The organism is Microbulbifer sp. SAOS-129_SWC (genome assembly GCF_039696035.1).
Lineage (GTDB): Bacteria > Pseudomonadota > Gammaproteobacteria > Pseudomonadales > Cellvibrionaceae > Microbulbifer.
Window position 1 is genome coordinate 4,539,629 of the sequence record NZ_CP155567.1, and the last position, 26,209, is coordinate 4,565,837.

The following is a 26,209-nucleotide window of genomic DNA, read 5'->3' on the forward strand; positions in this document are numbered from 1 at the left end:
ACAAGACGCGAGTGGAATTCCCCGTGCTTTCAAGCAGTAGACACCGATTTCAAAACCCCTTTCACCGCGGACTGATGCTGCCGGCGCTCCTCGCCGTGGTCGGCTGGTTCGGCGCGGCCTATCTGCTCGCGGAGCGGGTGATCAGCCCACACAATGCGCAACAGCTGGCAGCGGCGGCACAGCAGCAGGTCGACGCCGACGCCGCCCAGCTGGCCGCCTTTTTCACCCGGCGCCAGCAGCAGCTGCAACGCCTGACCGAGGGCAGGTTCACGCCGGCGCGGCTGCAGCGCGACGGCGCCCTGCCGAGCGGGGGCTCGGCGCAGTTTTTCGCGCGGCGCGACCTGCGCGTCGGCGCCGGCGCCAATCCGGCGCTCAACTTTGCACTGCTCGACCTGATCCGCCGCAATGCCGACACGCCGCAGCCGGTGGAATTTCTGCGCACCGGCGCCGACGGCCACTGGCAGCTGCACAGCGTGCTGACCCTGGAGGGCGGCGCGCTGCTGGTCACCCAGCCGTTTTCGGTCTTCACCGGCGCACTGCAGAAGCTCGACAGCAGCACCGGCGAACGGGTGCTGTCGCAGCGATTCAGTGGCGGCCCGGCCCAGTCGCTGTGGCACAGCGGCAGCGGCAGCGGCAGCGGCAGCGGCAGCGGCAACCGGCACCGCGCCGAGGTCAGCGGCTCCCACCTGACCCTGGCGTTTCGCCCCACGGCGGCCTTCACCGAGCGCTACCAGACCAGCACCGGCTGGTGTTACCTCGCTGCGGTGGGCGGACTGCTGCTGACGCTGTTTGTGCTGCTGCGCCTGATGCCGCGGGACACCCCGGCGCCGTGGGAGCGCCGCAAGCGCAGCGCTGACAGCGAGCGCGAGGAGCTGACCGGCAAGCTGGACGAACTGTCGGCGGCGATGAAAAACGAATCGCCCGCAGGTATGCCCGCCGCACCGGACAACGGACGCGACGCCACCGAGTCGTCCGCAGACAGCGACAAATCCGCCCTGTACAGCACCACCGAATTCCCGGCCCATGTGTTTCGCGCGTACGACATCCGCGGCATCGCCGATCGCGAGATCAACGAGCCGTTCGCCTACCAGCTGGGCCGCGCCCTCGGCAGCCTGGCACTGCATGCGGGCGAGGAGATACTGCTGGTGGGCCGCGACGGCCGCAACAGCAGTGAGCGGCTGACCGAGTGCGTGATCGAGGGGATTCTCGATACCGGCTGCCACAGTGTCGACCTGGGCCTGGTGCCGTCACCGCTGCTCTACTACGCCTGTGCCAAGGGCAAGAACACCAGCAGTGGCGTAATGGTGACTGCGAGCCACAATCCGGCGGAATACAACGGCTTCAAGATCATCATGAAGGGGCGCCCGCTGGCCGACGACAAACTGCAGCGCCTGCACCAGCTGATGCAGCAGGGCCCGTTCAAGAGCGGGCAGGGCAGCAACCGCGCGCAGGATGTCAGGGAGAACTACATCGACGAGATCTTCAACGATGTGGCCCTGGCCGGCCAGCCGCACCTGGTGGTGGACGCCGGCAACGGCGCCACCTCGATGCTGGCACCGCGACTGTTCGAGCAGCTGGGCTGCGCGGTGACCCCGCTGTTCTGTGAGATCGACGGCAACTTCCCCAACCACCCGCCGGACCCGTCGCGGCCGGAGAATCTCGCCGCCCTGATCGCCAGGGTGGCCGAGACCGGTGCCGACCTCGGCGTGGCACTGGACGGCGACGGCGACCGCGTGACGCTGGTGTCGGCATCCGGCCGCATCGCCTGGGCCGACCAGCTGGTAATGCTGCTGGCGCGCGATATCCTCGCGCGCAATCCCGGCGAAGACGTGGTGTTCGACGTGAAGTGCAGCCGCGCGCTGGCGCAGCTGGTCAACCAGTACGGCGGCCGCCCGGTGATGTGGAAAACCGGCCACGCGCCGATGAAGACCAAGATGCTGCAGACCGGCGCCATCCTCGGCGGCGAGCTGTCCGGGCACATTTTTATCAAGGACCGCTGGTTCGGCTTCGACGACGGCGTTTACGCCGCCGCGCGCGTGCTCGAGATCATGGCATTGCGCGAGCAGAGCCTGGACGAACTGCTGGAGTCGCTGCCGCAGCTGGTGAGCACGCCGGAGATACTGGTGGCCATCGACGAAGACAACAAGTTCGCGGTGATCGACAAGCTGAAGGCGTCCGGCGACTTCGGTGACGCTGACCTCAACACCATCGACGGCCTGCGTGTCGAGTACGCCGACGGCTGGGGCCTGGTGCGCGCCTCCAATACCACGGCAGCGCTGACCTTGCGCTTCGAGGCGGAAAGCGCCGCAGCACTGCAGCGCATTCGCCAGCGCGTTACGGCGCAGTTGCTGGCCGTGGATCCCGCGCTGAGCGTGCCGGACTGACGACCGGCACAGACGGCATCGCGCCACAGCCATGCCGCACTATTTCCGGTGCACGCAACGCACCCTATGGACGCAAGGAACACAAAAGTATGTCACTGGATAGCAAGTCCGCCCTGCGGGTCGCGCAGGTATTGAACGAGGCGCTGCCGTATATCCAGCGCTTTACCGGCAAGACAGTGGTGGTGAAGTTCGGCGGCAACGCCATGGTGGACGAGGCACTGCAGAACAACTTTGCCCGCGACATCATCCTGATGAAGCTGGTGGGCATGAACCCGGTGGTGGTGCATGGCGGCGGCCCGCAGATCGGTGATCTGCTCGACAAGCTGAGTATCGAATCGCGCTTCGTCGACGGCATGCGCGTGACCGACAGCGAGACCATGGATGTGGTGGAAATGGTGCTCGGTGGCACCGTGAACAAGCAGATCGTCAACCTGATCAACAAGAACGGCGGCCGCGCCGTGGGCGTTACCGGCAAGGACGGTCTGCTGATCAAGGCGAAAAAGCTCAAAATGCAGAGCGAGAGTGCCGGCCTGCACGCCTCGGAAATCATCGATATCGGTCACGTCGGCGAGGTCGAGAGCGTCAACACCGACGTCATCGATATGTTGATCCACAGCGACTTCATTCCGGTGATCGCCCCCATCGGCGTGGGCGAGGACGGCGCCTCGTACAATATCAACGCCGACCTGGTGGCAGGCAAGATCGCCGAATACCTGAAGGCGGAGAAGCTGATGCTGCTGACCAATGTGGCGGGCCTGCAGGACAAGAAAGGCAAAGTACTGACCGGGCTGTCGACACTGCAGGTGGACGGGCTGATCGCCGACGGCACCATTTACGGCGGCATGCTGCCGAAAATCGCCTGCGCGCTGGACGCGGTCAAGGCCGGGGTCAACGCCGCGCATATCATCGATGGTCGCGTGCCCCACGCGGTGCTGCTGGAGATCTTCACCGACACCGGCGTCGGCACCCTGATCACCAATGGTGCGTGACCCCGGTCACATGAAATCGGGCCCGCCAGCCGGGCCTTTCGGCGGATAGCAATTGAAGCGCGCCCGGCGAATCGTTAGCATTCCGCGGCCGCATCCACTTATGAACTGGCGCAATCGGCACTCCGCCGCCCGCCAGCGGCAACAACAAGAACACCACAGCCGGAGTCGATCCGGGTTACAAGGCAGTCAATGAGCAGCGAAAAGATCAATCGGCGTCAACAGATTCTGCAGGCCCTGGCCCATATGCTGGAAGCGAGCCCCGGCGCTCGCATCACTACCGCGGCCCTGGCCAAGGAAGTGGGCTTTTCCGAAGCGGCGCTGTACCGTCACTTTCCCAGCAAATCGAAGATGTTCGAGGGCTTGATCGAGTTTATCGAGGACACCATCTTCAGCCGCGTATCCCTGATACTGCAGGACGAACCCTCGGCGATGGCGCGCTGCCAGAAAATACTGCACCTGCTGCTGGCCTTCTGCGAGCGCAATCCCGGCATCACCCGCCTGCTTACCGGCGACGCCCTGACCGGCGAAACCGAGCGCCTGCACGGCCGCATCCTGCAGCTGTTCGATCGGCTGGAGACCCAGCTCAAGCAGATACTGCGCGAGGCGGAGCTGCGCGAGCAGCTGCGCCCGGCCATCCCCCTCGGCGGCGCCGCCAATCTGCTGCTGGCCAGCGCCGAGGGGCGCATCGTGCAGTACGTACGCAGCGGCTTCAAACGCAAGCCGACCGAGTACTGGGCGGAGCAGTGGCCGGTATTGATGGCGGGGTTCTTTCGCGAGACTGCACTGACAGCCAGCTGAAGCACGCCGGCGCGGTAGCGCGAGACGCGCTACTTGTTGGCGATTTCGGCGTAACGGGCCGCGTCGCGGTCGAAAGCGTCGTTAAGGGCCTGCGCCTCCTTCTTGCGCCGTGCCAGGCGCTCGCGCACCACGCCCACTTCCTCGCGCAGGTTGTCGATGCGCGCCAGCAGTTCCGGCGCCACCTCGCCGCCGTTGCGCTGGGTGCGCGCGGCCGACGCCTCCTCCTGCTTGATCTGCCGCTGCAGGCTGGAAATATTGGAGCGCATGATCGCCATATCCTGCTCGACGATCGCCAGTTTGCGCTTGCGGGCACTCTCGATGTCGGCAACGCTGTTGTAGCGCTTGAGCAGCTTGCGGTCCGCCTCGGCGCGGGCCTGGCGCCGCTGTTGTGCCTCCAGTTCGGCCCCGCTCAGCTGCGGCGGTACTACCTTCAGGACGCGGCCGCTGCGACTCAATACCTCGTAGCCACCGGCCACATAGCGCGGCGGCACCTTGTCGTCGAGCACCTGCACGCCTTTGTCATCGGTATAGCGGTACAGCGCATGGCCGCCGGATTCCGCGGTACGGGCGGACGCGGCGGCACTGCCAGCCAGCAGTGCCGCCGCCAGGAAAATTGAAGTTGTTGCCGGTGCGATAGTCATCGCGCTTCTCACTGGGTAAGCGGGCGCGCCGCGGTTGCCGGGCCTTACAACTCCACAGTTACTGGCCCGAGACACCGTAGCGCTGCCGATAGTCCACGATTCTCTGCAAGGTTTCGCTGTCCTGCGACTCCTCGGCAAGGTAGCTGACGATATCGTCCAGCTGCACAATGCTGATTACAGGGATATTGTACTGCTGCTCAACCTGCTGGATAGCGGAGAGTTCACAGTCCTCGCCGGCCTTCTCCTGGCGGTTGAGCCCGATTACCACCCCGGCCGAGCTGGCGCCGTGCTGGTCGATGATGTGCATCACCTCGCGCACGGCGGTGCCGGCGGTAATCACGTCGTCGATAATCAAAACCTTGCCATTGAGCGGCGCACCCACTAAGGTTCCGCCTTCGCCGTGATCCTTGGCCTCTTTGCGGTTGTAGCAGAAGGGTTTATCCACACCTTTCTGCGCCAGCGCCACGGCGGTCACCGCACCCAGCGGGATACCCTTATAAGCCGGCCCGAAAATGACATCAAACTCCACCCCCGACGCGAGTATCGCCTCGGCGTAGGCCTGCCCCAGCGCCGCCAGTGCGGCGCCGGTGTGGAAACGGCCGGCATTGAAAAAGTAGGGGCTCTGGCGACCTGACTTCAGGGTGAACTCACCGAAACAAAGCACCTGATGTTCCAGGGCCAGTTGGATAAAATCGCGCTGATACTGCTGCATGGCAATTTGATAACTATTGGCTAAGGTGAAGGGAGACCTCCCCCACGGGAACTCGGGGAGAGAGGCGTACACATAATGTTACTAATGATACACAGCTCGCTGGTAAGGGGCTAATAATGCGAATAGTGAGTCTGTCGGTAGACGGCATTCACCAGGCGGCTCAGCGCGGCCTCTATGATTGGCTGGCAGATCAGGACGCGGATATCATCTGTCTGCAGGATCTGCGCTCGCTGGAACCGGAACTGGATCACCCAATCTTCCACCCGGACGGCTACTACAGCTATTTCTTCGACTCCGGGACGCCGCATGAAAACGGCGTCGCCATCTATACCCGCAGCCAACCCAAGGCGATCATTTTCGGCATGGGCTTTGCCAACGGCGAGGATATGTACGGCCGCTACCTGCAGGCGGATTTCGAGCGCCTGAGTGTCGGCTCGCTGCTGGCGCCGGCCGCCAGGGACGAGACGTCACTGGAAAAGAAGGTGCAGTTCTTCGACGACATGCAGGCGCACCTGGTGAAGATCAGCCGCAAACGCCGCGACTTCATCTTCTGCGGCAACTGGGGTATGGCCCACCGCCGCGCCGACGTCGAGAACTGGCAGGATCACCAGGACACCCCCGGCTTCATGCGCCATGAACAGCGCTGGCTGGACCAGCTGTTCAACGAAATCGGCTATATCGACGCCTTCCGCAAGGTGGTCAAGGATGCCGACGAGTTCACCTGGTGGCCGAGCGGCAAGGCCGGCGAGGGCGACGGCTGGCGCACCGATATGCAGGTGACCTCGCACTCGCTGAAAAACCGTATCGAGTACGGTGCCATCAACAAAAACGTGGACTTCTCCAGCCACCTGCCGGTGATCATGGATTACGACCTCGAGGTCTGATTGCCGCGCACCCTGGCGTCGGTCACCGGGTGCGCGGCGCAGACCGCCGCTGAGTCCTTATTCGGCCAGCACTTTCTTTTGCAGCGCCACCAGCTCGGCGATGCCCGCCTTGCCCAGTGCCAGCATCTGCGCAAACTGGTCCTCGGTAAACGGCGCCCCCTCGGCGGTGCCCTGCACCTCGATCATGCCACCGTCCTCGGCCATCACCAGATTCATATCGGTATCCGCGCTGCTGTCCTCCGGGTAGTCCAGGTCCAGCACCGGCGCGCCCTTGTAGATGCCCACCGATACCGCCGCCACCATATTCTTGAGCGGGTCCACCGCGATGATTTTCTCCCGCTGCATATAGCGCAGTGCATCCACCAGTGCCACGCAGGCGCCGGTGATCGAGGCGGTGCGGGTACCGCCATCGGCCTGGATCACGTCGCAGTCGAGAGTGATCTGGTGTTCGCCCAGCAGCTCCAGATCCACCGCCGCGCGCAGCGAACGGCCGATCAGGCGCTGGATCTCGACGGTGCGCCCGCCCTGCTTGCCGCGCGCCGCCTCGCGGCCCATGCGCGAGCCGGTAGAGCGGGGCAGCATGCCGTATTCCGCGGTAATCCAGCCACTGCCCTGACCGCGTAGAAAACGCGGTACTTCGGTCGCCACCGACGCATTGCACAGCACTTTGGTATCGCCAAACTCCACCAGTACCGAGCCCTCGGCGTGGCGGGTGTAGTGGCGGGTAATACGCACGGGGCGCAGTTGCTCGGGGTTGCGGCCGCTGGGTCGCTGCATGATTCACCTCGGATTCTGATCAAAGCGCTACAGTATATACCCGCGCGTACCGGCACCCCAGGCGCGTGCTATGATGCCGGCCCACACGAATGCCTGCAGGGAGAGACTTATGGCCAGCAAAACTGTGCGCAGTATGACCGCTTTTGGTCGCGCCGAGGCATCCTACGCAACCGGCACTGCCACCTGGGAGCTGCGCTCGGTCAATCACCGTTACCTGGAGCCGCACTTTCGCCTGCCCGAAGCCGCGCGCCCGCTGGAGACCAAGCTGCGGGAAAGCCTGCGCAAACAGCTGTCGCGCGGCAAGCTGGAACTGAGCCTGAGCCTCAAGGGCGTCTCCGGTGAAGCCGCATCCGTGCAGGTGGATGACAACCTGGTGCGCGAGCTGGTGGCCGCCGCCGAGCGCGTCGCCGCCCAGGTGGCACAACCGGCACCACTGAATCCGCTCCAGCTGCTGCAGTGGCCCGGGGTCATCGCCGAGCCACAGACCGATGCGGAGGTCCAGTCGAAGGCGATCCTGCAGGCATTCGACGAAGCCCTGACCCAGCTCAGCGCCAACCGCGAGCGCGAGGGTGCCGAGCTGCGCAAGTTTATCGAGGCGCGCCTCGAGGGCATCGAACAGCAGGTAACCGCGGTACGCAAACTGCTGCCGCAGATCCTCGACGCCCAGCGCGAAAAGCTGCGCAACCGCCTGCAGGAACTGCTCGGAGAAATGGATCAGGACCGCGTCGAACAGGAAATTGTGCTGCTGGCGCAAAAGGCCGACGTGGATGAAGAACTCGACCGCCTCGACGCCCACGTCGCCGAGACCCGCCGCGTACTCGCCGGCGGCGGCGCCATCGGCCGGCGCCTCGACTTCCTGATGCAGGAATTCAACCGCGAGGCCAACACCCTGTCTTCCAAGTCGGTGGTCACCGACACTACCCAGGCGGCGGTCGAGCTGAAAGTGCTGATCGAGCAGATGCGCGAGCAGGTGCAGAATATCGAGTAGGCTGCGTACGCTCGCGCCGCGAGCCCAACACAGATTTTCTCTCCCTATGGCCCGTAGATTTACCCTGACACAGCCTCCGCGCGCGGCGCGAGCACAGCGCGCGGTCGGCTCGTGAACACACCCGACAAGCGCGCGCTACTGCTGGCCAAGCATTGGCCCGAGCCCGCCTCCACCGCTGCCGGCCGGCGCACACTGGATATCCTCGACCTGCTCGCCGAGGCGGGCTACCGGGTGGACATCGCCAGCCCCGCGCAACCGACGCCGTTCCAGGCCAAGACCGGTTACGGTGAGCACCAGGTCGCGGTCAACGATTCCACTTTTGATCACTGGGTTCGCGCGCTGGATCCCACGCTGGTGATCTACGATCGTTTCATGATGGAAGAGCAGTTTGGCTGGCGGGTGCGCGAGCAATGCCCGCGCGCAATCACGCTGCTCGACACCAGTGATTTTCACAGCCTGCGCGAGGCGCGCCATCAGGCGCTCAAAAGCGGGCAACCGCTCAACCTGTACAACGCCACCGCCGAGCGCGAGATCGCGGCCATGGCGCGCTGCGATCTCACCATGATGATCTCCAAGGTCGAAGTAGAGCTGCTGAAAGAGCACTTCTGCCTGCCCGACTGGCAGCTGCATTACCTGCCGTTTCTGGTGCGGGAGTTGCCCGACCCCACTTTGCTGCCAGGCTTCGACGAGCGCCAACACCTGGCCATGATCGGCGGCTTTAAACACGCTCCCAACCGCGACGCCACCGCGTGGTTCGCGCAGGAGATCTGGCCGCAACTGCACTCGCTGCTGCCCGGGGTGGAGTGTCATATTTATGGCGCCTACTCCGACCACGCCATTCACCGTCTCAGTGACCCGGCGACCGGCCTGCGGGTGATCGGGCGCACCGAAGATGTTCTGGCCACGCTGGCACGCTACCGGCTGAACCTGGCGCCGCTGCGTTTCGGCGCCGGGCAGAAAGGCAAGATACTGGACGGCTGGCTCAGCGGCACGCCCGCGGTCACCACCCCGGTCGGCGCCGAGTCCATGGCGCCGGAAGATGCCTGGAGCTATCCGCTCAGCGACGCTCCCGAGCAATTCGCGCAAACCACCGCACGCCTGTATCAAAATAGAACTGCCTGGCTAAGCGCGCGTGACGCGGGTTTGCGCGCACTCGCAAGCGGGTTTTCCTATGCGGATCACGCCGCGGCGTTTATCGCGCGATTGGAGGGTATCGCCACAGACCTGGAGGGGCATCGCAATCGCCAGATCTGGAGACGCATCCTCGACCGCACCGAGCACCGCGCGGAAGAGTTTATGAGTCGCTGGATTGAAGCAAAAAACAAACCAGCAGACACTTGATATCGAGTTAAGCAATCTGCTTGCAGCCCGAAAGCAACGACATTCCACAGGTTGTCCATCTGTCGGGTATGCACCTTTTCATGTGCGATGATCAGCTCCAGTTCGCCTGGCAAAAATTCTCTCGCTAGTTTCCGCCCCACAATCGGACCGCTTGGTCACGGTGGATCTGCAGTCACTGATGCACGTCACTTTTTCATCGATAGAGGAGCGACCGCAGGTCTATAGGCTGTGCGCGGCTATTCGTTCGCTTCTACACTTCGTTGGAAGACACAGCACTCTTTATCTAGGGCCACAAAGCACGCAAATTCAACGAGCTGCCGGAATAATCCGTGCGGAAGGGGTTGAATCGCCAGCGGGCCACCCTCAGTGACTTACACAAGGGGCGAAACAAGCTTCCCCCAATTACATAGTCTTGCGAAATTTAGGAGATGCGATGTTTGTGGAATCCATCAAGTCACCTGGCCTGGCACAGATCTCCTACCTTATTGGCGACGGCAGTGAAGCTGCCGTGATCGACCCGCGTCGGGACTGCGAGATCTACGCGGAGAAGGCTCGCGAGCGCGGTTGCCGGGTTACACATATTTTTGAAACCCACCGTAACGAAGACCTGATATCCGGTGCGCCCATCCTCGCCGGGTTGACCAATGCTCCGGTGCATCACGGCCCCAACCCTGCCGGGAAGATCGCTTACGCAGATACCGTGCGCGAGGGCGACCAGTTCACCTTCGGTTCGATGCAACTGAAAGTGCTGGAGACACCCGGCCATACCGATGACAGTCTTTCCTATGCGATATACGACCAGAACTTCGGTAAGCAGGCGGTCGGCGTTTTCACCGGCGACGCACTGTTTGTGGGCGACGTGGGGCGCACCGACTTTTACCCCGAGCGCGCGGAAGAAGTTGCTGGGCTGCTCTATGACAGCTTGAGGAAAATTCTCTCACTGGGTGACCAGGCTATCCTCTATCCCGCTCACGGCGCTGGCTCGGTGTGCGGCGACAACATGGCCAACCGCGACTTTTCTACCCTCGGCTACGAGCGGGAAAACAACCCGATGCTACAGATCGAGCAGCGCAAGGACTTTATCGCGAAAAAACTGACCGAACACCACGAGCAGCCGCCGTATTTCCGCAACATGGAACAGCTCAATCTCAGTGGAGGTGCTCCGGCGGCCCGGCTGGTGACACCTCCCGCACTCAGCCCCGACGACTTGGAGAAGTTGAGCGAAAGCGCGGCGATGATCGACGTGCGCGGGATCACCGCCTACCTCGGCTCGCACCTGCCGGGCAGCCTGGCAATTCCCTGCGACATGATTCCCGCCTTCGCCGGCTGGTTTTTGCGCGCCGAAGACGACATTGTCCTGATTGCAGACAGCAGCGCGCAGGCGCAGGCGGCCGCCCGCCATCTCGCCCGCATCGGTTTCGACCGGGTCCAGGGATTTCTGAACACCGCACTTCCGGGCTGGGCCGCCGCCGCGCGGCCCTTTGCCAGCGTACCCGTGGTAGACGTCAGCAGGGTGAAATCGCGCGTGGAAAGCGGGAAGGAAGGCTGGCAGCTGCTGGATGTGCGCGGCAAGAATGAAGTCGATGAGGGGATCGTCCCCGGAGCCAAGGCCATTTATGTCGGGCACCTGCCGGAACACTTGCGAACGCTTTCCAAGGAAATCACCTACACCGTGATGTGCGCCAGCGGTGCACGCGCGACCATAGCCGCCTCCATACTGCGGCGTAGCGGTTTCGAAAACGTGGAGGTATTTCTCGGCTCCATGGGGGCCTGGCGAGCAGCGGGAAACGACGTGACCGAGCCAAACTGACCGGAAGGCGCAGAATATCGGATAACTCCCACGCCAACCGCCAGCAAAAGCCACCCAGCCGGACGGCTTCTGTTACTGACTTCATGCGGCACTGCAGCGATGTTTTGGCGCGCTGATTACTGCGTCTGCACGCGCTGCATATAGTCCTGATAGGCGGGAATGGCCACCGCCACCACGATGCCTATCGAGGCGATATTCAGGAAGATCCCCAGTACAAATGTGACAATCACCGCCGAAGAGTTCGGTGTGGTGCGCGGACCGTAGTTGTTGCTGCCATCGGTACCGCGAAAAAAGAACAGGTAGATCAGCAGGCCGAAATTGGCCAGCGGCACAAACATCAACAGCAGCCAGACACCGGGCTGATTCAGGTCGTGCAGGCGCCGCACGTAAATCGACAGTCCGTAAACCAGGCTGACGCCAATAATCGCCAGATACGCGAGGCCCGCGAGCACCGGGCTCGCAGGCACCAATACCATGACCAATACGGATGCGAGCACCAGTGTCAGAAAAGAGGAGATCATCAGGTAGCTGAAGAAGCGCATGCGGCCGAGGCGACCGGTAAACGAGAAGATCTGTGGCTCCGCCGGGCGGTCGCCGGCGTCAGTGGCCAGATCGGCGGTCTGCGGCGAGGCGTAGGGATTAGCAGCTGTAGACATGGAGCTTCCTTTTAATTGTGTATTGTTATTTCCTGGACCGGCAGCACCGGCCGGCACGAAATTATCCCAGCCCGTCACAGTCGCCACAAGGCGCCCAACCGCCTGTTAAAGCTAACGGATTTCAAAATCGCACGCCCCTGCGCCTAGGCGCAGCGCAGGGCCTGTGGCAGAGTGTGCAGAATTCGCACAACAATAGAATAAAAGAGGTATCCGTGAGCCTTGTCACCCTGGCGATTCCGTTTTTTCTAATCGCGGTGCTGGTGGAACTGGCGCTGGACCGCTGGCGCGGCTGGGGCCTGTACCGGCTCAACGATGCCATCGGCAGCCTCAGTGCCGGTATCCTCAGCCGCATCACCGGCCTGGTCCGCGCCGGGGTCACGCTGCTGATCTATGTGCCACTGTACGAGCTGTTGATGCCGTACTACCAGGCCGCGCACCTGCACTGGTCGGCCTCCAATCCCTGGCACCTGTTGCTGGCGGTGGCCGCCTACGACTTCTGTTACTACTGGAAGCACCGCCTCGCGCACGAAATCAATCTGCTGTGGGCCGATCACCTGGTGCACCACCAGAGCGAGGACTACAACCTGACCACGGCCCTGCGCCAGCCCAGTGCTGGCCTGCCGATCGGTTGGATCTTCTATCTGCCGCTGCTGCTGATCGGCCTGCCACCGGAGCTGCTGGTCACCGCCGGTGCCATCGACCTGATCTACCAGTTCTGGGTGCACACGCAGAAATTCCCCAAGGTACGCTGGATGGAGTGGATCTTCGTGACGCCGTCCAACCACCGAGTGCACCACGCCCAGAACAAGGTCTATGTGGACCGCAACTACGGCGGCGTCTTCATCATCTGGGACCGGCTGTTCGGCAGCTATCAGGAGGAGCTGGACGACGAGCCCTGCATCTTCGGCGTGCGCAAGCCGCTGAACTCCTTCGATCCGCTGGCGGCCAATTTACAGCACTACAAGCGCATGGCCCTCGACGCCTGGTACACCCGGAGCTGGTGGGACAAGTTCACCCTGTGGTTCCGCCGCACCGGCTACCGGCCGGCCGACGCCGAGGCGGCGATGCCGGTACCGTCCTGCGATCTGGACGACTTCGCGCGCTTCGATCCGCCGGTCAGCCGCGGTCGGCGGATCTACGCGCTGTTGCAGCATATTGTCTACTCCGGCGTCACGCTGCCACTGCTGTGGTATGCGCGTGACATGAGTTATCCCCAGCAGCTGATGGCGGTGGCACTGCTGGCGTTGGGGCTGATCGTTAACGGCCGCATCCTCGACAACCATCGCCTGGCACGCCACTGGGAGCTGGCGCGTCTGGGGCTGCTGCTAGCGCTGGCGCCCCTGCTGCCGTTAGCGCTAACGTACGCCCTGGCGGGCTATGCAGCGGCCAGCGCGCTGGCCTGGTGGTGGTTGGCTTTTGCGGACAAAGAAGATACAGTCGCTCTCGTTAGCGATTAGCAACAGGAAGTTGAACCCGGTCACAGGGGGTTTGAGGTGGCCGGCAAGGCTTCCGCCTGGCGATCCCGGCCGGGTTTCGGCGCCGCGCGCATCCTGTGGTTTGTGGACAGCGTTGTGGAACCGAAAATCCCAACACATCCCCCCCCAAGCCCGGCCGGGGTGTCGCCTTCCTTTTTCTTCTGCCAGTTTGCCTGCGCCCACTGTGACCGTTGCTGCGTCCGGTTATAATGCCGGCGCATTAGCCCAGGAACAGCAGGATCAGTTGTGCAAGCAGGAACCCTCTACACCGTGTCTGCGCCCTCCGGCGCGGGGAAGACCAGCCTGGTCAAGGCGCTGATCGAACGCGACAGCGACATCACCGTCTCGGTCTCCCACACCACCCGTGCCATGCGCCCGGGCGAGGAGCACGGGGTCAACTATCATTTTGTCGACCGGGAGCAGTTCCTGGATATGCTCGAGCACGACGCCTTTCTCGAGCACGCACAGGTATTCGATAACTACTACGGCACCTCCAAGCAGTGGGTGCAGGAAACGCTGGCGAGCGGCCGCGACGTGATCCTGGAGATTGACTGGCAGGGCGCCGCCCAGGTGCGCCGGCTGATGCCGGACACCGTCGGCATCTTTATCCTGCCGCCGTCCCAGGAGGCCCTGCGTGAGCGCCTGACCGGGCGCGGCCAGGACGACACCGGCGTGATCGAGCGGCGCATGTCCCAGGCTATCGACGAGATGTCCCACTACGTGGAATCCGACTATGTGGTCATCAATGACGATTTTGACTGCGCCCTGACCGAGCTATGCGCGATCGTCGCGGCCCAGCGCAACCGCCTCGCATGCCAGCAACAGCGGCACGCCGAATTACTGCAGGCGCTGCTGCGCCACAATTGAACCGGCGCACTGGCGCCGATTGTTCGATTTACGTACACCGCCCACTGCGGTAAAATCTCTGTCCGGCCGGCTCGGCCGCGCACCGAATTCGCCCCGCGGGGCCCTGTTTGAATGGAACCGAAAGTTTATGGCACGTATTACCGTTGAAGATTGCCTCGAGCACGTCGACAACCGCTTCGAACTCGTTATCGTGGGCAGCAAGCGCGCCCGCCAGATCGCTACCGGCGGCCGCGACCCGCTGCTTCCGGAAGAAAACGACAAGCCGACGGTAATCGCTCTGCGCGAGATCGAGGAAGGTCTGGTAGACGCCAGCATTCTCGACGAGCCGGACGAAGACGAAACCCCGATGCAGTCCGTTTCCGCACCGGTCTACCTGTCCGAACAGGACCTGTAAATCACTATCTGCCATTCCCCGAGACTGAAGAGATTGAGAGGCGCGCGCGGCTTTGCACACCATCGATAGTCTGGCCCACCGCCTCTCGTCGTACCTTCCTCCCGACCAGATCCAGATAGTCCGCCGCGCCTACTTCTACGCGGAGCAGGCCCACGACGGACAACAGCGCCGCTCCGGCGAGCCCTACGTCACCCACCCGCTGGCGGTCGCCACGATCCTGGCCGGCATGCATATGGATCACCAGAGCCTGGCCGCGGCCATGCTGCACGATGTGATCGAGGACACCGGCATCCCCAAGGCCGCGCTGGAAGAACAGTTCGGCGAGGAAGTGGCGGATCTGGTGGACGGCGTCTCCAAACTGACCCAGTTCGAGACCGACAGCCCGGCGGAGAAGCAGGCGGAAAACTTCCAGAAGATGGCGCTGGCGATGGCGCGGGATATCCGCGTGATCCTGGTCAAGCTGGCCGACCGCCTGCACAACATGCGCACCCTCGGCGCGCTGAAGCCGGCCAAGCGCGCGCGTATCGCCCGCGAAACCCTCGAGATCTATGCACCCATCGCCCACCGCCTGGGCATGAACGATGTGCGTATCGAGTTCGAGGACCGCGCCTTCTTCGCCATCTACCCGCTGCGCGCCAGCCGCCTGCGCGCCGCGCTGGTGGCCGCGCGCGGCAACCGCAAGGAACTGCTGGAGAAGATCCAGAACGCCATCGAGGTACGCCTGCAGCGCGAGGGTATCGACGCGCTGGTGATCGGCCGCGAGAAACACCTGTACAGCATCTACCAGAAGATGCGCGCGAAGAAAAAGTCGTTCAAGGAAATCATGGACGTCTACGCCTTCCGCATCATCGTCGACAGCGTCGACACCAGCTACCGCGCGCTGGGGGTTATGCACAACCTGTACAAGCCGGTGATCTCAGAGTTCAAGGACTATATCGCCATCCCCAAATCCAACGGCTACCAGTCGCTGCACACGGTGCTGCTGGGCATGCACGGGGTGCCGATCGAAGTGCAGATCCGCACCAAGGAAATGGACGAGATGGCCAACAGCGGTATTGCCGCCCACTGGCTGTACAAGGCCTCCGGGGACAAGGTCATCAACACCGGCGGCACCAGCCAGGTGCGCGCGCGCCGCTGGGTACAGGGCCTGCTGGAGATGCAGCAGCGCGCCGGCGATTCGCTGGAATTTATCGAAAACGTGAAGATCGACCTGTTCCCGGACGAGGTGTATGTGTTCACCCCCAAGGGCCAGATCGTCGACCTGCCAGCCGGCGCCACCGCAGTGGACTTCGCCTATTCGGTGCACACCGATATCGGCAACTCCTGCGTGGCGGTGCGCATCAACCAGCGCCTGGCACCGCTGTCGCAGCCGCTGGAGAGCGGCCAGAAGGTGGAGATCCTCACCAGCAGGAACGCCCAGCCGAATCCCAACTGGCTCAACTTCGTCGTCACCGCCAAGGCGCGCAGTGCCATTCGCCACTTCCTCAAGCACCAGCGCCACCACGATTCCGTGGCCCTGGGCCGGCGCCTGCTGGAGAAGGCACTGGGCAAATTCGACCTGCACCTGCAGGACCTCACCGAGGAGCAGCTGCAGCAAGGCCTCAAGGAAACCAAGTGCGCGACGCTGGAAAAACTGCTCGAGGAAATCGGCCTCGGTAACAAGGTGGCCTTCTCCGCGGCCAAACAGCTGGTGCCAAGTGGCAGCGCGGAGACCGAGGCCAGCAATATTTCCTCACCGCTGACCATCGATGCCCAGGAGGGCATGCTGATCAGTTTCGCGCGCTGCTGCCGCCCGATTCCCGGCGACACCATCATCGGCCATATCAGCTCCGGCAAGGGCGTGGTGGTTCACCGGGATACCTGCCGCAACACCAACGAGTTCCGCGAGCACCCGGAAAACATCATGACGGTGAACTGGTCGCCGGATGTGAAGGGCGAGTTCCTCGGCGATATCCGTGTGGAAGTGGAATCCGAGCGCGGCATCATCGCGCGCCTGGCCACCCGCATCACCGAGGAGGGCGCCAGTATCGAGCAAATCCACGTAGACGAGAAAGACGCGCACAACAGCGTCATCGCCATGACCCTCGAGGTGAACAACCGCGTGCACCTGGCGCGGGTCATGAAGCGGCTGCGCAACCTGCCGATGGTCATCCGCATCGCGCGACCCTAGCGGTCCGCGGGTATTCCACAAAGTTTCCACATTTTTTCCACAACACCGCGGGCGGACAGCTTTTCCGATCCCGCGCCAATGCTAGACGGCAAATTTCGCCGATTACCGCCAATGGCAGATAGCTGCCGCGCAGGTGCCGAAGCGCTTCCCATCCGGCGACAAAGCGCGCTATATTCTGCCGCCTTGTTTTTCAGCTAGAGGCCGTGGAAAGCCTCGGGAGTACCGCATGCCCAACCGTGCCGTGATAAAAACAGATAGTGCACCGGCAGCCATTGGCAGTTATTCACAGGCCGTGAAAGTGGACAACACCGTCTACCTGTCCGGACAGATTCCGCTCGACCCCAAGAGCATGGAAATGGTCTCCAGCGACTTCGCTGAACAGGCGCGCCAGGTGTTCAAGAACCTGAGCGCCGTGTGCGAGGCGGCCAACGGCTCCCTGAACGATATCGTCAAGCTGAACCTGTACCTCACCGACCTCGGCAACTTCGCCACCGTGAACGAAATCATGGCAGAGGTGTTCGACAAGCCCTTCCCCGCGCGCGCCGCGGTGGGTGTCAAGGAGCTGCCCAAGGGCGCGCTGTTCGAGGCGGAAGGGGTGATGGTGATCTGACTGGCTGCTGACCGTAGCCGCTGCGGGCGGCACTGATCGTCAGCATTCCAGCACCACCTTGCCGATCGAGCGCCCCGTGCGCAGCAGCCCCAGCGCCACGTGGGCGTCATCGAACGCGTAGCGGTGGCCCACATGGGGCGGCGGCAGCGGGACCTGCGCCAGTTCGCGCAGCAGCGCCGCCAGCTGCGCTTTCTGTTCCCACAACCAGATCAGGTTGAACGCCAGCACCGAGCGGTTGCTGCTGATCATCTCCATGACGTCGTAACGCGGTCGGCGCAGATAGCGCCAGGCCGCCTTGAGGTAATTTGGCCGGCTGCCGCTCGGGGTAAACTCGGCCGCGCCGAACACCACCAGGCGCCCCATTGGATTGAGCGCGTCGAAACTCGCCCGCTGCACGCGGCCGCCAATCGCATCCAGCACCAGATCAAACCGCAGCCGCGCGCGCTGCAGCTGGCGGGCGAAATCCGCCTCCCGCACCAGCACATCCGCAAAACCCCGTGCGCCCAGCCACTGCGCCTTGTCCGCACTGCCGACACTGCCCACCGGCACTGCGCCCAGCGCGCGTGCCAGCTTCATCGCCTGCAGGCCGACACCGCCGGCGGCACTGTGTACCAGCACGCGCTGACCCGCCTGGACCGCACCCAGGTGCGTGAGCGCATACCAGGCCGTCAGGGTCTGCGCCGGCCAGGCGGCGCCCTGGGCGAAGTCCCAGCCATGCGGCAGCGGCATCAGGTAGTCAGCTTCGCTGTCGATCGAGGTTGCGTAGCCACCGAAGCGGGTCACCCCCATCACCCGGTCCCCCGGGGTAAAGTGGTCGCAGTGGCTCTCCGCCACGATACCGGCGAACTCCAGCCCGGGTGTAAAGGCGCCTTGCGGCGTCGCCGAGTAGAGGCCGGTGAGCGCGAAGATATCGGCAAAATTGAGACCCACCGCGCGCACGTCGATGCGCACCCGGTCGGCGGCCAGTGGTGCGAGCGTTTCCGTTTTCTGCTGCAGGTGAGTGATATTGCCGGCTTTGGGGATCTGCCAGAGGGTGCGCTGGGTCATGGGTGGCTGCTGGTCGGGGAATTGGGGAGATGAGTTTTTTATTTAGCGGGGCGAACGTGAAGCTTGCCGTACACCGTGGGCACACGCCATTGCATCGCGAGCAGCCATCCATGGGGCTCACCCCGGCCCGGCCATCCTTGGCCGGGCGCTGAATCGCTCAGCGAGCTGTGGACACGTGCCAGTGCATCGCCGGCAGCCTTCCCTGGAGCTCACCCCGGCCCGGCCGTCCTTGGCCGGTCGCTGATCTGCGCAGCGAGCTTCGCTCGCTCAGCGCGCAGATCAGCCCTCGCTTTCGAGGAGGGCGCTGTAGCCGGAGCGGTAATCGGGGTATTTGAGCTGGTAGCCGCTGTCCAGCATGCGTTTGTTGCTGAGCTTTTTCGAGCGGCGCTCGCTGGTCTGTATGATCTCGCGCAGATGGGCGCTGGTGTAGCCCATGGCCTTGACCAGCCACTGCTGCAAATCGTGCATCGGCACCGGCATGGAGTCGGCGCCAATATACAGCTGTTCCGGCGACCAGCCATCCCGATGACGGTTCATCAGGTGAATCAGGAAACCAATACAGTCGTCCACGTGGATGCGATTGCTGTACTGCGGTGGTTGTGGCGGCGCGCAGCGGCCGGCACGCACCTGGGACAACAACCGGTCACGACCGGGACCGTAGATGCCGGCGAAGCGCACCACGCAGGTGCTGGGCACGGCACTGCGGATAATCTCCTCCGCGGCCAGCAGGATATCGCCCTGAAAGCCGCTGGGAACCGCCGGTGTCTGCTCATCCAGCCAATGGTCACCACTCTGGCCATAAACCCGCGTCGAGGAGACCCAGAGCAACAGCCGTGGCGGTCGCGCCAGATTCGACAGCGCCTCAGCCAACGCCGTGGCGGTATCGATATAAGCGCGGTGGTAACCGCTTTGCGTGTGTTCGTCGGGCGTGAAGGTCGCAAGGATAATATCGGCGCCGTCGGCCAGCTGCCTCTGGATATCCTCTGTATTGGTGGCATCACCGCGACGCCAGTTGACCGCATCCGCGCGGCGCTTGGTGGCAAGGGCAACCAGCGGATTGCGGCGCATTCCGTAAATTTTGTATTCCTGACGATTGAGGTGCAACGCAAGGCGCGCGCCCAGGTCGCCGCAGCCCAGTATCCAGAGTTTTTCCTTTGCCATAGGTATATTGACGGGGTTCCGGGTCACTCGCGCACCCGCCCGCCGTTGTCCCCTTTCTTGTTATCTAAGTACTGCTGTCGCAATGGCCCGGCGCCGTTGGCCGGCGCCGCGCTGTTGCGAATCACATCCCCGAAATGTTCTGCCCCGCCAGTATAGCCGGCGCAGCTTTAAATCGGCGCCGCCTGTGCTGTCGTTGTGCGCGGCGCCGCAGCTTGTCTCAGTGCCGGCGCTTGAGCATCCGGTACAGGAACAGAAAGATGATCGCGCCGATGGTGGCGGTGACGATATCACCGAGTCCAAAGCCGCTCACCGGCCCGCCGATCCCGACAAAGGATCCCACCCAACCGCCGATAAAGGCACCGACGATGCCGATAACAATGGTTACGATCCAGCCGCCCGGATCCGGCCCCGGCATGATCCACTTGGCCAGTGCGCCGGCGATAAGTCCGAGAATAATCCAGGAGAAGATGCCCATGGCGATGCTCCGCGTGATTTGTCCCTACACATATAGCAAAATTTTGCGCCTATATCGTTTAATTCGTCCCGCAAATAGCAAATTTTACTAACGGCGCCCCAGGTAACTCCCGGTCACAATTCGACATGGCCAGCACAGCCGTTATCATGAATAATTACTATTGAACCCTGAAATTTGATTGCCAGAACCATGACACTCAACGAGCTGCGCTATATCGTGACCCTGGCCCAGGAACAGCATTTCGGCCGCGCCGCCGAACGCTGTTTTGTCAGCCAGCCGACCCTGTCGATTGCGGTCAAGAAACTCGAAAAAGAGCTGGGTGTAGCGCTGTTCGAGCGCTCCAAGACCCGCGTGCAGGCCACACCGCTGGGTGAGCGCATCGTCGCCCAGGCGCAGCTGGTACTGGAGCAATCGGCCGCGATCAAGGATATCGCCAGTGCCGGCAAGGACCAGCTGGCGAGCCCGCTGTCGGTGGGCGCCATCTTCACCATCGGCCCCTACCTGTTCCCGCACTTTATCCCACAGTTGCAGCGCCTGGCGCCAGAGATGCCACTGTTCGTCGAAGAGGGCTACACCGCAACGCTTCGCCAGCGCCTGCGCAAGGGCGAGCTGGACGCGATCATCATCGCGCTGCCGTTTACCGAGCCGGATGTGGTCACCCAGCCGCTGTACGACGAGCCGTTTGTCGTGCTGATGCCCGCCGGCCACCCGCTGACCCAGCAGGCCAGCATCGCCCCCGAGCAGCTCGCCGAAGACAACGTGCTGCTGCTGGGTGAGGGCCACTGCTTCCGCGACCAGGTGCTGGAGGCTTGCCCGCAGCTGCAGCACACCATCGAGAAAGAGGCCGGCACCGGCCGCATCCGTACCGCCGCCGACGGCAGCTCGCTGGAGACACTGCGCCATATGGTCGCCTCCGGGCTCGGTATTACGATACTGCCACTGTCCGCGGCCGCTGCTTCCCAGTATGCCAGCAACCTGCTGGAGACGCGTCCGTTCGCGGCCCCGGCACCGCAGCGCACCGTGGCGCTGGCGTGGCGCGCCAGCTTCCCGCGCCACCGCGCCATCGACATACTGCGCGAGGCCATCGGCCAGTGCCAGCTGGCGGAGGCGTAGGGCAGCGGTGAGCGACGCGGGAAACCTGGCCGATCAGCCGATCACCGCGCTGAAGGGCGTGGGCGACAAGTTCGCCCAGGTGCTGGCCAAACTGCATATCGCTTCGGTGCAGGATCTGCTGTTCCACCTGCCGCTGCGCTACCAGGACCGCACCCGCGTGGTGCCGCTGGCAGCGCTGCTGCCGGGGGTGGACGCGGTCATCGAGGGTGAGGTGCGCGCCGCCGACGTCGTCTTCGGCCGCCGCCGCAGTTTAGTCGTGCGACTGCAGGACGGCAGCGGCACCATCACCCTGCGTTTTTTTCACTTCACCGCCGCGCAGAAGAACCGCTTCGCCCGCGGCGTGCGCCTGCGCTGTTACGGCGAGGCGCGCCGCGGCGCTTCGGGCCTGGAGCTGTACCACCCGGAAACCGAAATCGTCGGCGAAGAGACCTCACCGCAGCCGGATACCCTGACCCCGGTCTACCCACTGACCGAGGGCGTCAGCCAGATCCGCCTGCGCGGGCTGATGCACCAGGCGCTGGAGATGCTCGAACGCGGCGGCGTCGAGGAGCTGCTGTCGGTAGAGTTGTTGCCGCGCGACATGGACTATCCGCTCGCCGGCGCGCTGCGCTACCTGCACCAACCGCCGGCCGGCGCTGACCTGGCGCAGCTGGCCGAGGGCATGCACCCGGCGCAGCAGCGCCTGGCGCTGGAGGAACTGCTCGCCCACCACCTGAGCCTGCTGGAACTGCGCCGCGAGAACTCCGCTGTCAGCGCACCGCCACTGCCGGCCAACGCGGCGCTGGAACGGGACTTTCTCAGCCGCCTGCCATTTGCCCTGACCGGCGCCCAGCAGCGCGTGTGCACCGAGATCGCCGCCGACCTGGCCACCGCGCGCCCGATGATGCGCCTGCTGCAGGGCGATGTCGGCGCCGGCAAGACACTGGTGGCGGCGCTGGCCGCACTCAAGGCGATCGGCAGCGGCGCCCAGGTGGCGGTGATGGCGCCCACGGAAATTCTCGCCGAACAGCACCGGCGCAACTTCTGCGGCTGGCTGGAGCCGCTGGGAATCGGTGTGGCGCAGCTGACCGGCAGCCTCAAGACCGCCGAGCGCCGCACACAGCTGGCTGCCGTCGCCGGCGGCGAGGCGCAACTGGTAGTGGGCACGCACGCACTGTTCCAGCCCGAAGTGGTATTCCACAACCTGGCACTGGTGATCATCGACGAACAGCACCGCTTCGGCGTGCGCCAGCGCCTGGAACTGCGCGAGAAGGGCGCCGCCGACGCGAGCGGCGGGCGCCTGCAGCCGCACCAGCTGATCATGACCGCGACACCGATCCCGCGCACGCTGGCCATGTCCGCCTTCGCCGACCTGGACTGTTCGGTGATCGACGAGCTGCCGCCGGGGCGCCAGCCGATCAACACCGTGGCCATCTCCAACGAACGTCGCGAGGAGGTCATGCAGCGGGTACAGGGTGCCGTGGCCGAGGGGCGCCAGGCGTACTGGGTGTGCACGCTGATCGAGGAATCCGAGACGCTGCAGGCACAGGCCGCCGAGACCACCGCCAGCGAGCTGGCCGAGACACTGCAGGATGTGCGCATCGCGCTGGTGCACGGGCGCCTGAAGCCGGACGAAAAAGAGCGGGTTATGAACGCCTTCAAGGCCGGCGAAGTCGATCTGCTGGTGGCCACCACGGTGATCGAGGTGGGCGTCGACGTGCCCAATGCCAGCCTGATGATTATCGAGAACCCGGAACGCCTCGGCCTGGCGCAACTGCACCAGTTGCGCGGCCGGGTCGGGCGCGGCTCCATCGCCAGTCACTGTGTACTGCTGTACGGCACGCCGCTGTCGCAAAACGGTCGCGCGCGCCTGCAGGCACTCAGGAGCCACAGCGACGGCTTCGCCATCGCCGAGGAGGACCTGCGTCTGCGCGGCCCCGGTGAAATCCTCGGCACCCGCCAGACCGGTGAAATCCAGCACCGCGTCGCCGACCTGCAGCGCGATGCCCACCTGCTGCCACAGGTGCAGCGCATCGCCTCGGCCCCGACGCTGGGGCAGCGCGAGCGCCAGCGGCTGGTAGCGCGCTGGCTGCAGAACCGCCCGCGCTTCGCCGAAGCCTGACCCGCCCCCTACCTGGGACAAAATCGTTTTTTAGTCACGAATCGTATTGCGCTCTGCCAGCGGTAGTGGCAGCCTGCCTCTATTAGCGGTTAGATAACCAGCTCAGCGATGACGTCAAAACCATACCGATAACACTCCGTAGTTAGAGTTCTCAGGGGGAGAGTCTCGTGAATGACCAATTTCTTCGCAGTGGCCTCGCGGCCGGCCTGCTGTTTTTGTTTACCCACACCGCCGCCGCTGCCGGCCTGTTCGGCTTTGGTGGTGGCGATGAGAAAAATCCCAGCATCGCGCTGACGCCCGCCGAAATTGCGCTGAACGTGCCGGTGCCGTCACAGGGCGAAGAGCTGGTCAAACTGCTCGCCAATAACGGCCACGCCAATGGCCTCAGCGCCCTAAAAGACAGGGCTGCACGCAAGTTCACCGCCGAGCTGCAGCGCCGTCTGCACGCGCAACTGCTGCAGCGGTTCACCGACGAAGAGGTGCCGCTGGTACAGCAGCAGGCTAACCTGACCCTGCGCAATTTTCTCGATATCAGGGTCAACAAAGAGCTCAACGACATGCAGAACGCCGATGGCAAACAGGTGGAAAAGGGCTACGTGACGCTGAGCGGCAACTTCCGTCTGCGCCTCGACAACCCGGCCGGCACGCCATTGCGGGAGCAGAGTGTGGACATTGCCGATCTGCACGTACGCGAGAAATACCGCATCGAGCGAATGGCCGGCGGTATCAGCAGCGACACCACCGATGACGCCATCAGCCGCGCACTGCAGGAGATGGTGGACGATTTGCTGGATCGCACCGAAGATCAGCTGGACGCAGACGCCCTGCGCAGCCTGGTGACGGCCGGCTAGCACGGCACCGGTCACCCTTCATTATCACATTTCACGAAAACGGGATTTCGTCAGGCGCCGGTAGCGGCCACGGTGATCGAGGTGGAGGTCGACGTGCCCAATGCCAGCCTGATGATTATCGAGAATCCCGAGCGCCCGGGCCGCGCACCGCTGCACCCGCTGCGCGGCCGGGTCGGGTGCAGCTCCATCGCCAGTCACGGCGTATTGCCGTAAAGCACCCCGCTGTCGCAGAACGCCCGCGCTTCGCCGATACCTGACCAAACAGTCCACCCCCAGAACTGCATCCGCTCTCGCGGTCATCAATAATTTTGCGCTCTCCCGCCGGCGGTGGCAGCCTGACATTGCTGACACTGGAACGGCCACTTCAGCGATGGCGTCAGCGACGATCAAATAACTCTAAAAATTGAGAGCACTCAGGGAGAGTCTCGTGAATGAACGACCTCTGCGCAGCGGCCTCGCGGCCGGCCTGCTGTTTCTGTTCGCTCAAACCGCCTCCGCGGGCATGTTCGGCCTCGGCGGTGATGAGAAAAATCCCAGCATCACACTGACACCGGCAGAAATCGCCCTCGACGTGCCCATGCCGGTGCAGGGCGAGGACCTGAGTAAACTGCTCGCCCAGACCGGCAGCGGCAATGGCCTCAGCGCGCTGAAGGAGAAGGCCGCACGCAAGTTCACCGCAGAACTGCAGCGCCGCCTGCACACGCAACTGCAAGCGCGGTTCACTGACGAACACGTGCCGCTGGTACAGCAGGGCGGTAACCTGATGCTGCGCAATTTCCTCGATATCAATGTCAGCAAGCAGCTCAACAATATGCAAAACTCGGGCGGCAAACAGGTGGAAAAAGGCTATGTGACGCTGAGCGGCAGCTTCCACCTGCGCCTCGACAACCCGACCGGCACGCCATTGCGGGAGCAGAGTGTGGACATCGCTGACCTGCACGTGCGCGAGAAATACCAGATCGAGCGAATCGCCGGCAGTGTCGGCAAAGACACCACCGATGATGCCATCAGCCGCGCACTGCAGGAGATGGTGGAGGAGTTGCTGGATCGCACCGAAGATCAGCTGGACGCGGACGCCCTGCGCGATCTGGTCTCAGCCGGTTAACACGACAGCACTAACCTATCGGTGTCACATTTCACGAAAAGGTGAATAGACCAACCAGTCACCGAAAAATTTTGCCCTGAATTAGCGCAAGTGGCAGCCTGTAAGCTCTGATATAACCAAAGAGCGAAACAGATTCGCCACTTCAATAATAAGATCAGGGAGAGAACGGTGACGAAATTCCTACCCCGCCGGCTGGCGCTGGCCGGCCTGCTGACCCTATCCATGACCGGCGCGGCACACGCCGCGCTGTTCGGCGACGACGCGCCGATTCCCACTCTGGATATTGCCCCGCCCAAGATTGAGATGGATGTGCCCATGCCAGTCAGCGGCACTGACCTGAAGTCCCTGCTGTCGGCCATCGGCAAAAATCACAGCCTCAGCCAGATCAAGGACGCCGCCATACAGAATTACCGCAGTTACCTGCAGCAGGAGCTGGACACGCGCCTGCGCGCCCACTTTGTCGACCAGCAGGTGCCGCTGGTCAGCCGCGAGGGCATGTTGAGCCTGCACGACCAGATGAAGCTCAAGGTGATCAAGAACTTCAGCGACCTGGAGTCCGGGGCAGACTACGACCTGGAGCGCGGCACCGTGAAGATCGACGGGCACTTCCGCTACCAGCTGTACAACGCTGCGGGCAGCGCTGTGGCCGCGCGCGAGGTGGATCTCAGCGGGCTGCATATCAGTGAGGAATACGAGATGAAGTCGCCGCGCAACGGCGGCGCGGCGAAAAACACCACCGAGTCGGCGATCAAGCTGGCGCTGTCGAAGATGGTCGACGGGATCATCGACAAGATCGAGGACGATCTCGAAGCCGACGAGCTGCGGGACCTGGCCGCCGGCTGATGGGGTGGCCCCCCGAC

Annotated in this window: 25 protein-coding genes; 18 read left to right on the top strand and 7 right to left on the bottom strand. The window is 63.5% G+C overall.

Translation table 11 applies throughout. The features are described from left to right. Positions 1-74: 74 nt before the first annotated feature. From ABDK11_RS19380 to slmA, 3 genes are all read left to right on the top strand, one after another. Complete coding sequence (locus ABDK11_RS19380; RefSeq protein WP_346838179.1) at positions 75-2,384, top strand: phosphomannomutase/phosphoglucomutase; 2,310 nt, start codon at positions 75-77, stop codon at positions 2,382-2,384. Between the two features lie 89 nt (positions 2,385-2,473). Beyond that, positions 2,474-3,373: an acetylglutamate kinase gene (argB, locus tag ABDK11_RS19385; RefSeq protein ID WP_346838180.1), complete on the top strand. Its 900-nt coding sequence runs from the start codon at positions 2,474-2,476 to the stop codon at positions 3,371-3,373. Between the two features lie 189 nt (positions 3,374-3,562). Next, complete coding sequence (slmA, locus tag ABDK11_RS19390; protein ID WP_346838181.1) at positions 3,563-4,171, top strand: nucleoid occlusion factor SlmA; 609 nt, start codon at positions 3,563-3,565, stop codon at positions 4,169-4,171. Between the two features lie 29 nt (positions 4,172-4,200). On the opposite strand, the gene ABDK11_RS19395 is transcribed toward slmA, so the two are convergent. Further along, the gene (locus ABDK11_RS19395; RefSeq protein WP_346838182.1) at positions 4,201-4,812 is read right to left on the bottom strand and encodes a hypothetical protein; all 612 of its coding nucleotides are present in this window, start codon (positions 4,810-4,812) and stop codon (positions 4,201-4,203) included. Positions 4,813-4,870: 58 nt separating this feature from the next. Then, positions 4,871-5,524, bottom strand: coding sequence for an orotate phosphoribosyltransferase (pyrE, locus tag ABDK11_RS19400; protein ID WP_346838183.1), 654 nt, complete (start codon positions 5,522-5,524; stop codon positions 4,871-4,873). 116 nt (positions 5,525-5,640) lie between these two features. On the opposite strand from pyrE, the gene ABDK11_RS19405 reads away from it, so the two are divergent. Then, a complete protein-coding gene (locus ABDK11_RS19405; RefSeq protein ID WP_346838184.1) occupies positions 5,641-6,408 on the top strand; it encodes an exodeoxyribonuclease III in 768 nt (255 codons plus the stop codon). A 57-nt stretch (positions 6,409-6,465) separates the two neighbouring features. Here ABDK11_RS19405 and rph read toward each other — a convergent pair whose 3' ends face one another. After that, on the bottom strand, positions 6,466-7,185 hold the full coding sequence (gene rph / locus ABDK11_RS19410; RefSeq protein ID WP_346838185.1) for a ribonuclease PH: 720 nt from the start codon (positions 7,183-7,185) through the stop codon (positions 6,466-6,468). 109 nt (positions 7,186-7,294) lie between these two features. On the opposite strand from rph, the gene ABDK11_RS19415 reads away from it, so the two are divergent. From ABDK11_RS19415 to ABDK11_RS19425, 3 genes are all read left to right on the top strand, one after another. Beyond that, a complete protein-coding gene (locus ABDK11_RS19415; RefSeq protein WP_346838186.1) occupies positions 7,295-8,173 on the top strand; it encodes a YicC/YloC family endoribonuclease in 879 nt (292 codons plus the stop codon). Positions 8,174-8,284: 111 nt separating this feature from the next. Next, positions 8,285-9,514: a glycosyltransferase family 4 protein gene (locus ABDK11_RS19420; protein ID WP_346838187.1), complete on the top strand. Its 1,230-nt coding sequence runs from the start codon at positions 8,285-8,287 to the stop codon at positions 9,512-9,514. Positions 9,515-9,947: 433 nt separating this feature from the next. Continuing rightward, positions 9,948-11,324 (top strand): rhodanese-like domain-containing protein, encoded by a 1,377-nt coding sequence (locus ABDK11_RS19425; protein ID WP_346838188.1) that lies wholly within the window; start codon positions 9,948-9,950, stop codon positions 11,322-11,324. A 116-nt stretch (positions 11,325-11,440) separates the two neighbouring features. Here ABDK11_RS19425 and ABDK11_RS19430 read toward each other — a convergent pair whose 3' ends face one another. After that, entirely contained in the window at positions 11,441-11,980 is a 540-nt protein-coding gene (locus ABDK11_RS19430; protein WP_346838189.1) for a DUF805 domain-containing protein, read from the bottom strand. A gap of 212 nt (positions 11,981-12,192) precedes the next feature. Between ABDK11_RS19430 and ABDK11_RS19435 the strand changes: the two genes are divergently transcribed. The 5 genes from ABDK11_RS19435 (at position 12,193) to ABDK11_RS19455 (ending at position 17,496) form a co-directional block, all read left to right on the top strand. Next, positions 12,193-13,437 (top strand): sterol desaturase family protein, encoded by a 1,245-nt coding sequence (locus ABDK11_RS19435; protein WP_346838190.1) that lies wholly within the window; start codon positions 12,193-12,195, stop codon positions 13,435-13,437. Between the two features lie 264 nt (positions 13,438-13,701). Next, entirely contained in the window at positions 13,702-14,322 is a 621-nt protein-coding gene (gene gmk, locus ABDK11_RS19440) for a guanylate kinase (protein WP_346838191.1), read from the top strand. A gap of 127 nt (positions 14,323-14,449) precedes the next feature. Beyond that, positions 14,450-14,716, top strand: coding sequence for a DNA-directed RNA polymerase subunit omega (gene rpoZ, locus ABDK11_RS19445; protein WP_346838192.1), 267 nt, complete (start codon positions 14,450-14,452; stop codon positions 14,714-14,716). A gap of 52 nt (positions 14,717-14,768) precedes the next feature. Then, positions 14,769-16,886: a bifunctional GTP diphosphokinase/guanosine-3',5'-bis pyrophosphate 3'-pyrophosphohydrolase gene (spoT, locus tag ABDK11_RS19450; protein WP_346838193.1), complete on the top strand. Its 2,118-nt coding sequence runs from the start codon at positions 14,769-14,771 to the stop codon at positions 16,884-16,886. 226 nt (positions 16,887-17,112) lie between these two features. Then, positions 17,113-17,496 carry a RidA family protein gene (locus ABDK11_RS19455; protein WP_346838194.1) on the top strand — a complete coding sequence of 128 codons (384 nt, stop codon included), beginning with the start codon at positions 17,113-17,115 and terminating at the stop codon, positions 17,494-17,496. A 39-nt stretch (positions 17,497-17,535) separates the two neighbouring features. Here ABDK11_RS19455 and ABDK11_RS19460 read toward each other — a convergent pair whose 3' ends face one another. The 3 genes from ABDK11_RS19460 to ABDK11_RS19470 form a co-directional block, all read right to left on the bottom strand. Further along, entirely contained in the window at positions 17,536-18,543 is a 1,008-nt protein-coding gene (locus ABDK11_RS19460; RefSeq protein ID WP_346838195.1) for a zinc-binding dehydrogenase, read from the bottom strand. A 279-nt stretch (positions 18,544-18,822) separates the two neighbouring features. Next, the gene (locus tag ABDK11_RS19465; RefSeq protein WP_346838196.1) at positions 18,823-19,704 is read right to left on the bottom strand and encodes an NAD-dependent epimerase/dehydratase family protein; all 882 of its coding nucleotides are present in this window, start codon (positions 19,702-19,704) and stop codon (positions 18,823-18,825) included. Between the two features lie 217 nt (positions 19,705-19,921). Next, the gene (locus ABDK11_RS19470) at positions 19,922-20,179 is read right to left on the bottom strand and encodes a GlsB/YeaQ/YmgE family stress response membrane protein (protein WP_346838197.1); all 258 of its coding nucleotides are present in this window, start codon (positions 20,177-20,179) and stop codon (positions 19,922-19,924) included. A 189-nt stretch (positions 20,180-20,368) separates the two neighbouring features. Here ABDK11_RS19470 and ABDK11_RS19475 point away from each other — a divergent pair, with 189 nt between their 5' ends. The 6 genes from ABDK11_RS19475 (at position 20,369) to ABDK11_RS19500 (ending at position 26,192) form a co-directional block, all read left to right on the top strand. Further along, positions 20,369-21,292, top strand: a complete 924-nt coding sequence (locus tag ABDK11_RS19475) for a hydrogen peroxide-inducible genes activator (RefSeq protein ID WP_346838198.1) — start codon at positions 20,369-20,371, stop codon at positions 21,290-21,292. Between the two features lie 7 nt (positions 21,293-21,299). Then, positions 21,300-23,393 (top strand): ATP-dependent DNA helicase RecG, encoded by a 2,094-nt coding sequence (gene recG, locus ABDK11_RS19480; protein ID WP_346838199.1) that lies wholly within the window; start codon positions 21,300-21,302, stop codon positions 23,391-23,393. Between the two features lie 167 nt (positions 23,394-23,560). Beyond that, on the top strand, positions 23,561-24,244 hold the full coding sequence (locus tag ABDK11_RS19485) for a hypothetical protein (RefSeq protein ID WP_346838200.1): 684 nt from the start codon (positions 23,561-23,563) through the stop codon (positions 24,242-24,244). A 72-nt stretch (positions 24,245-24,316) separates the two neighbouring features. After that, entirely contained in the window at positions 24,317-24,457 is a 141-nt protein-coding gene (locus tag ABDK11_RS19490) for a hypothetical protein (RefSeq protein ID WP_346838201.1), read from the top strand. A 214-nt stretch (positions 24,458-24,671) separates the two neighbouring features. Continuing rightward, positions 24,672-25,349, top strand: coding sequence for a hypothetical protein (locus ABDK11_RS19495; RefSeq protein ID WP_346838202.1), 678 nt, complete (start codon positions 24,672-24,674; stop codon positions 25,347-25,349). Between the two features lie 168 nt (positions 25,350-25,517). Then, positions 25,518-26,192, top strand: a complete 675-nt coding sequence (locus tag ABDK11_RS19500) for a hypothetical protein (RefSeq protein WP_346838203.1) — start codon at positions 25,518-25,520, stop codon at positions 26,190-26,192. The last annotated feature ends 17 nt before the right edge of the window (positions 26,193-26,209 follow it).

Excerpts from the sequence above, each read along its gene's own strand:
- ABDK11_RS19380 (WP_346838179.1), top strand. The coding sequence starts at position 75 with ATGCTGCCGGCGCTCCTCGCCGTGGTCGGCTGGTTCGGCGCGGCCTAT.
- argB (WP_346838180.1), top strand. The coding sequence starts at position 2,474 with ATGTCACTGGATAGCAAGTCCGCCCTGCGGGTCGCGCAGGTATTGAAC.
- slmA (WP_346838181.1), top strand. The coding sequence starts at position 3,563 with ATGAGCAGCGAAAAGATCAATCGGCGTCAACAGATTCTGCAGGCCCTG.
- ABDK11_RS19395 (WP_346838182.1), bottom strand. The coding sequence starts at position 4,812 with ATGACTATCGCACCGGCAACAACTTCAATTTTCCTGGCGGCGGCACTG.
- pyrE (WP_346838183.1), bottom strand. The coding sequence starts at position 5,524 with ATGCAGCAGTATCAGCGCGATTTTATCCAACTGGCCCTGGAACATCAG.
- ABDK11_RS19405 (WP_346838184.1), top strand. The coding sequence starts at position 5,641 with ATGCGAATAGTGAGTCTGTCGGTAGACGGCATTCACCAGGCGGCTCAG.
- rph (WP_346838185.1), bottom strand. The coding sequence starts at position 7,185 with ATGCAGCGACCCAGCGGCCGCAACCCCGAGCAACTGCGCCCCGTGCGT.
- ABDK11_RS19415 (WP_346838186.1), top strand. The coding sequence starts at position 7,295 with ATGGCCAGCAAAACTGTGCGCAGTATGACCGCTTTTGGTCGCGCCGAG.
- ABDK11_RS19425 (WP_346838188.1), top strand. The coding sequence starts at position 9,948 with ATGTTTGTGGAATCCATCAAGTCACCTGGCCTGGCACAGATCTCCTAC.
- ABDK11_RS19430 (WP_346838189.1), bottom strand. The coding sequence starts at position 11,980 with ATGTCTACAGCTGCTAATCCCTACGCCTCGCCGCAGACCGCCGATCTG.
- rpoZ (WP_346838192.1), top strand. The coding sequence starts at position 14,450 with ATGGCACGTATTACCGTTGAAGATTGCCTCGAGCACGTCGACAACCGC.
- ABDK11_RS19455 (WP_346838194.1), top strand. The coding sequence starts at position 17,113 with ATGCCCAACCGTGCCGTGATAAAAACAGATAGTGCACCGGCAGCCATT.
- ABDK11_RS19460 (WP_346838195.1), bottom strand. The coding sequence starts at position 18,543 with ATGACCCAGCGCACCCTCTGGCAGATCCCCAAAGCCGGCAATATCACT.
- ABDK11_RS19465 (WP_346838196.1), bottom strand. The coding sequence starts at position 19,704 with ATGGCAAAGGAAAAACTCTGGATACTGGGCTGCGGCGACCTGGGCGCG.
- ABDK11_RS19470 (WP_346838197.1), bottom strand. The coding sequence starts at position 20,179 with ATGGGCATCTTCTCCTGGATTATTCTCGGACTTATCGCCGGCGCACTG.
- ABDK11_RS19475 (WP_346838198.1), top strand. The coding sequence starts at position 20,369 with ATGACACTCAACGAGCTGCGCTATATCGTGACCCTGGCCCAGGAACAG.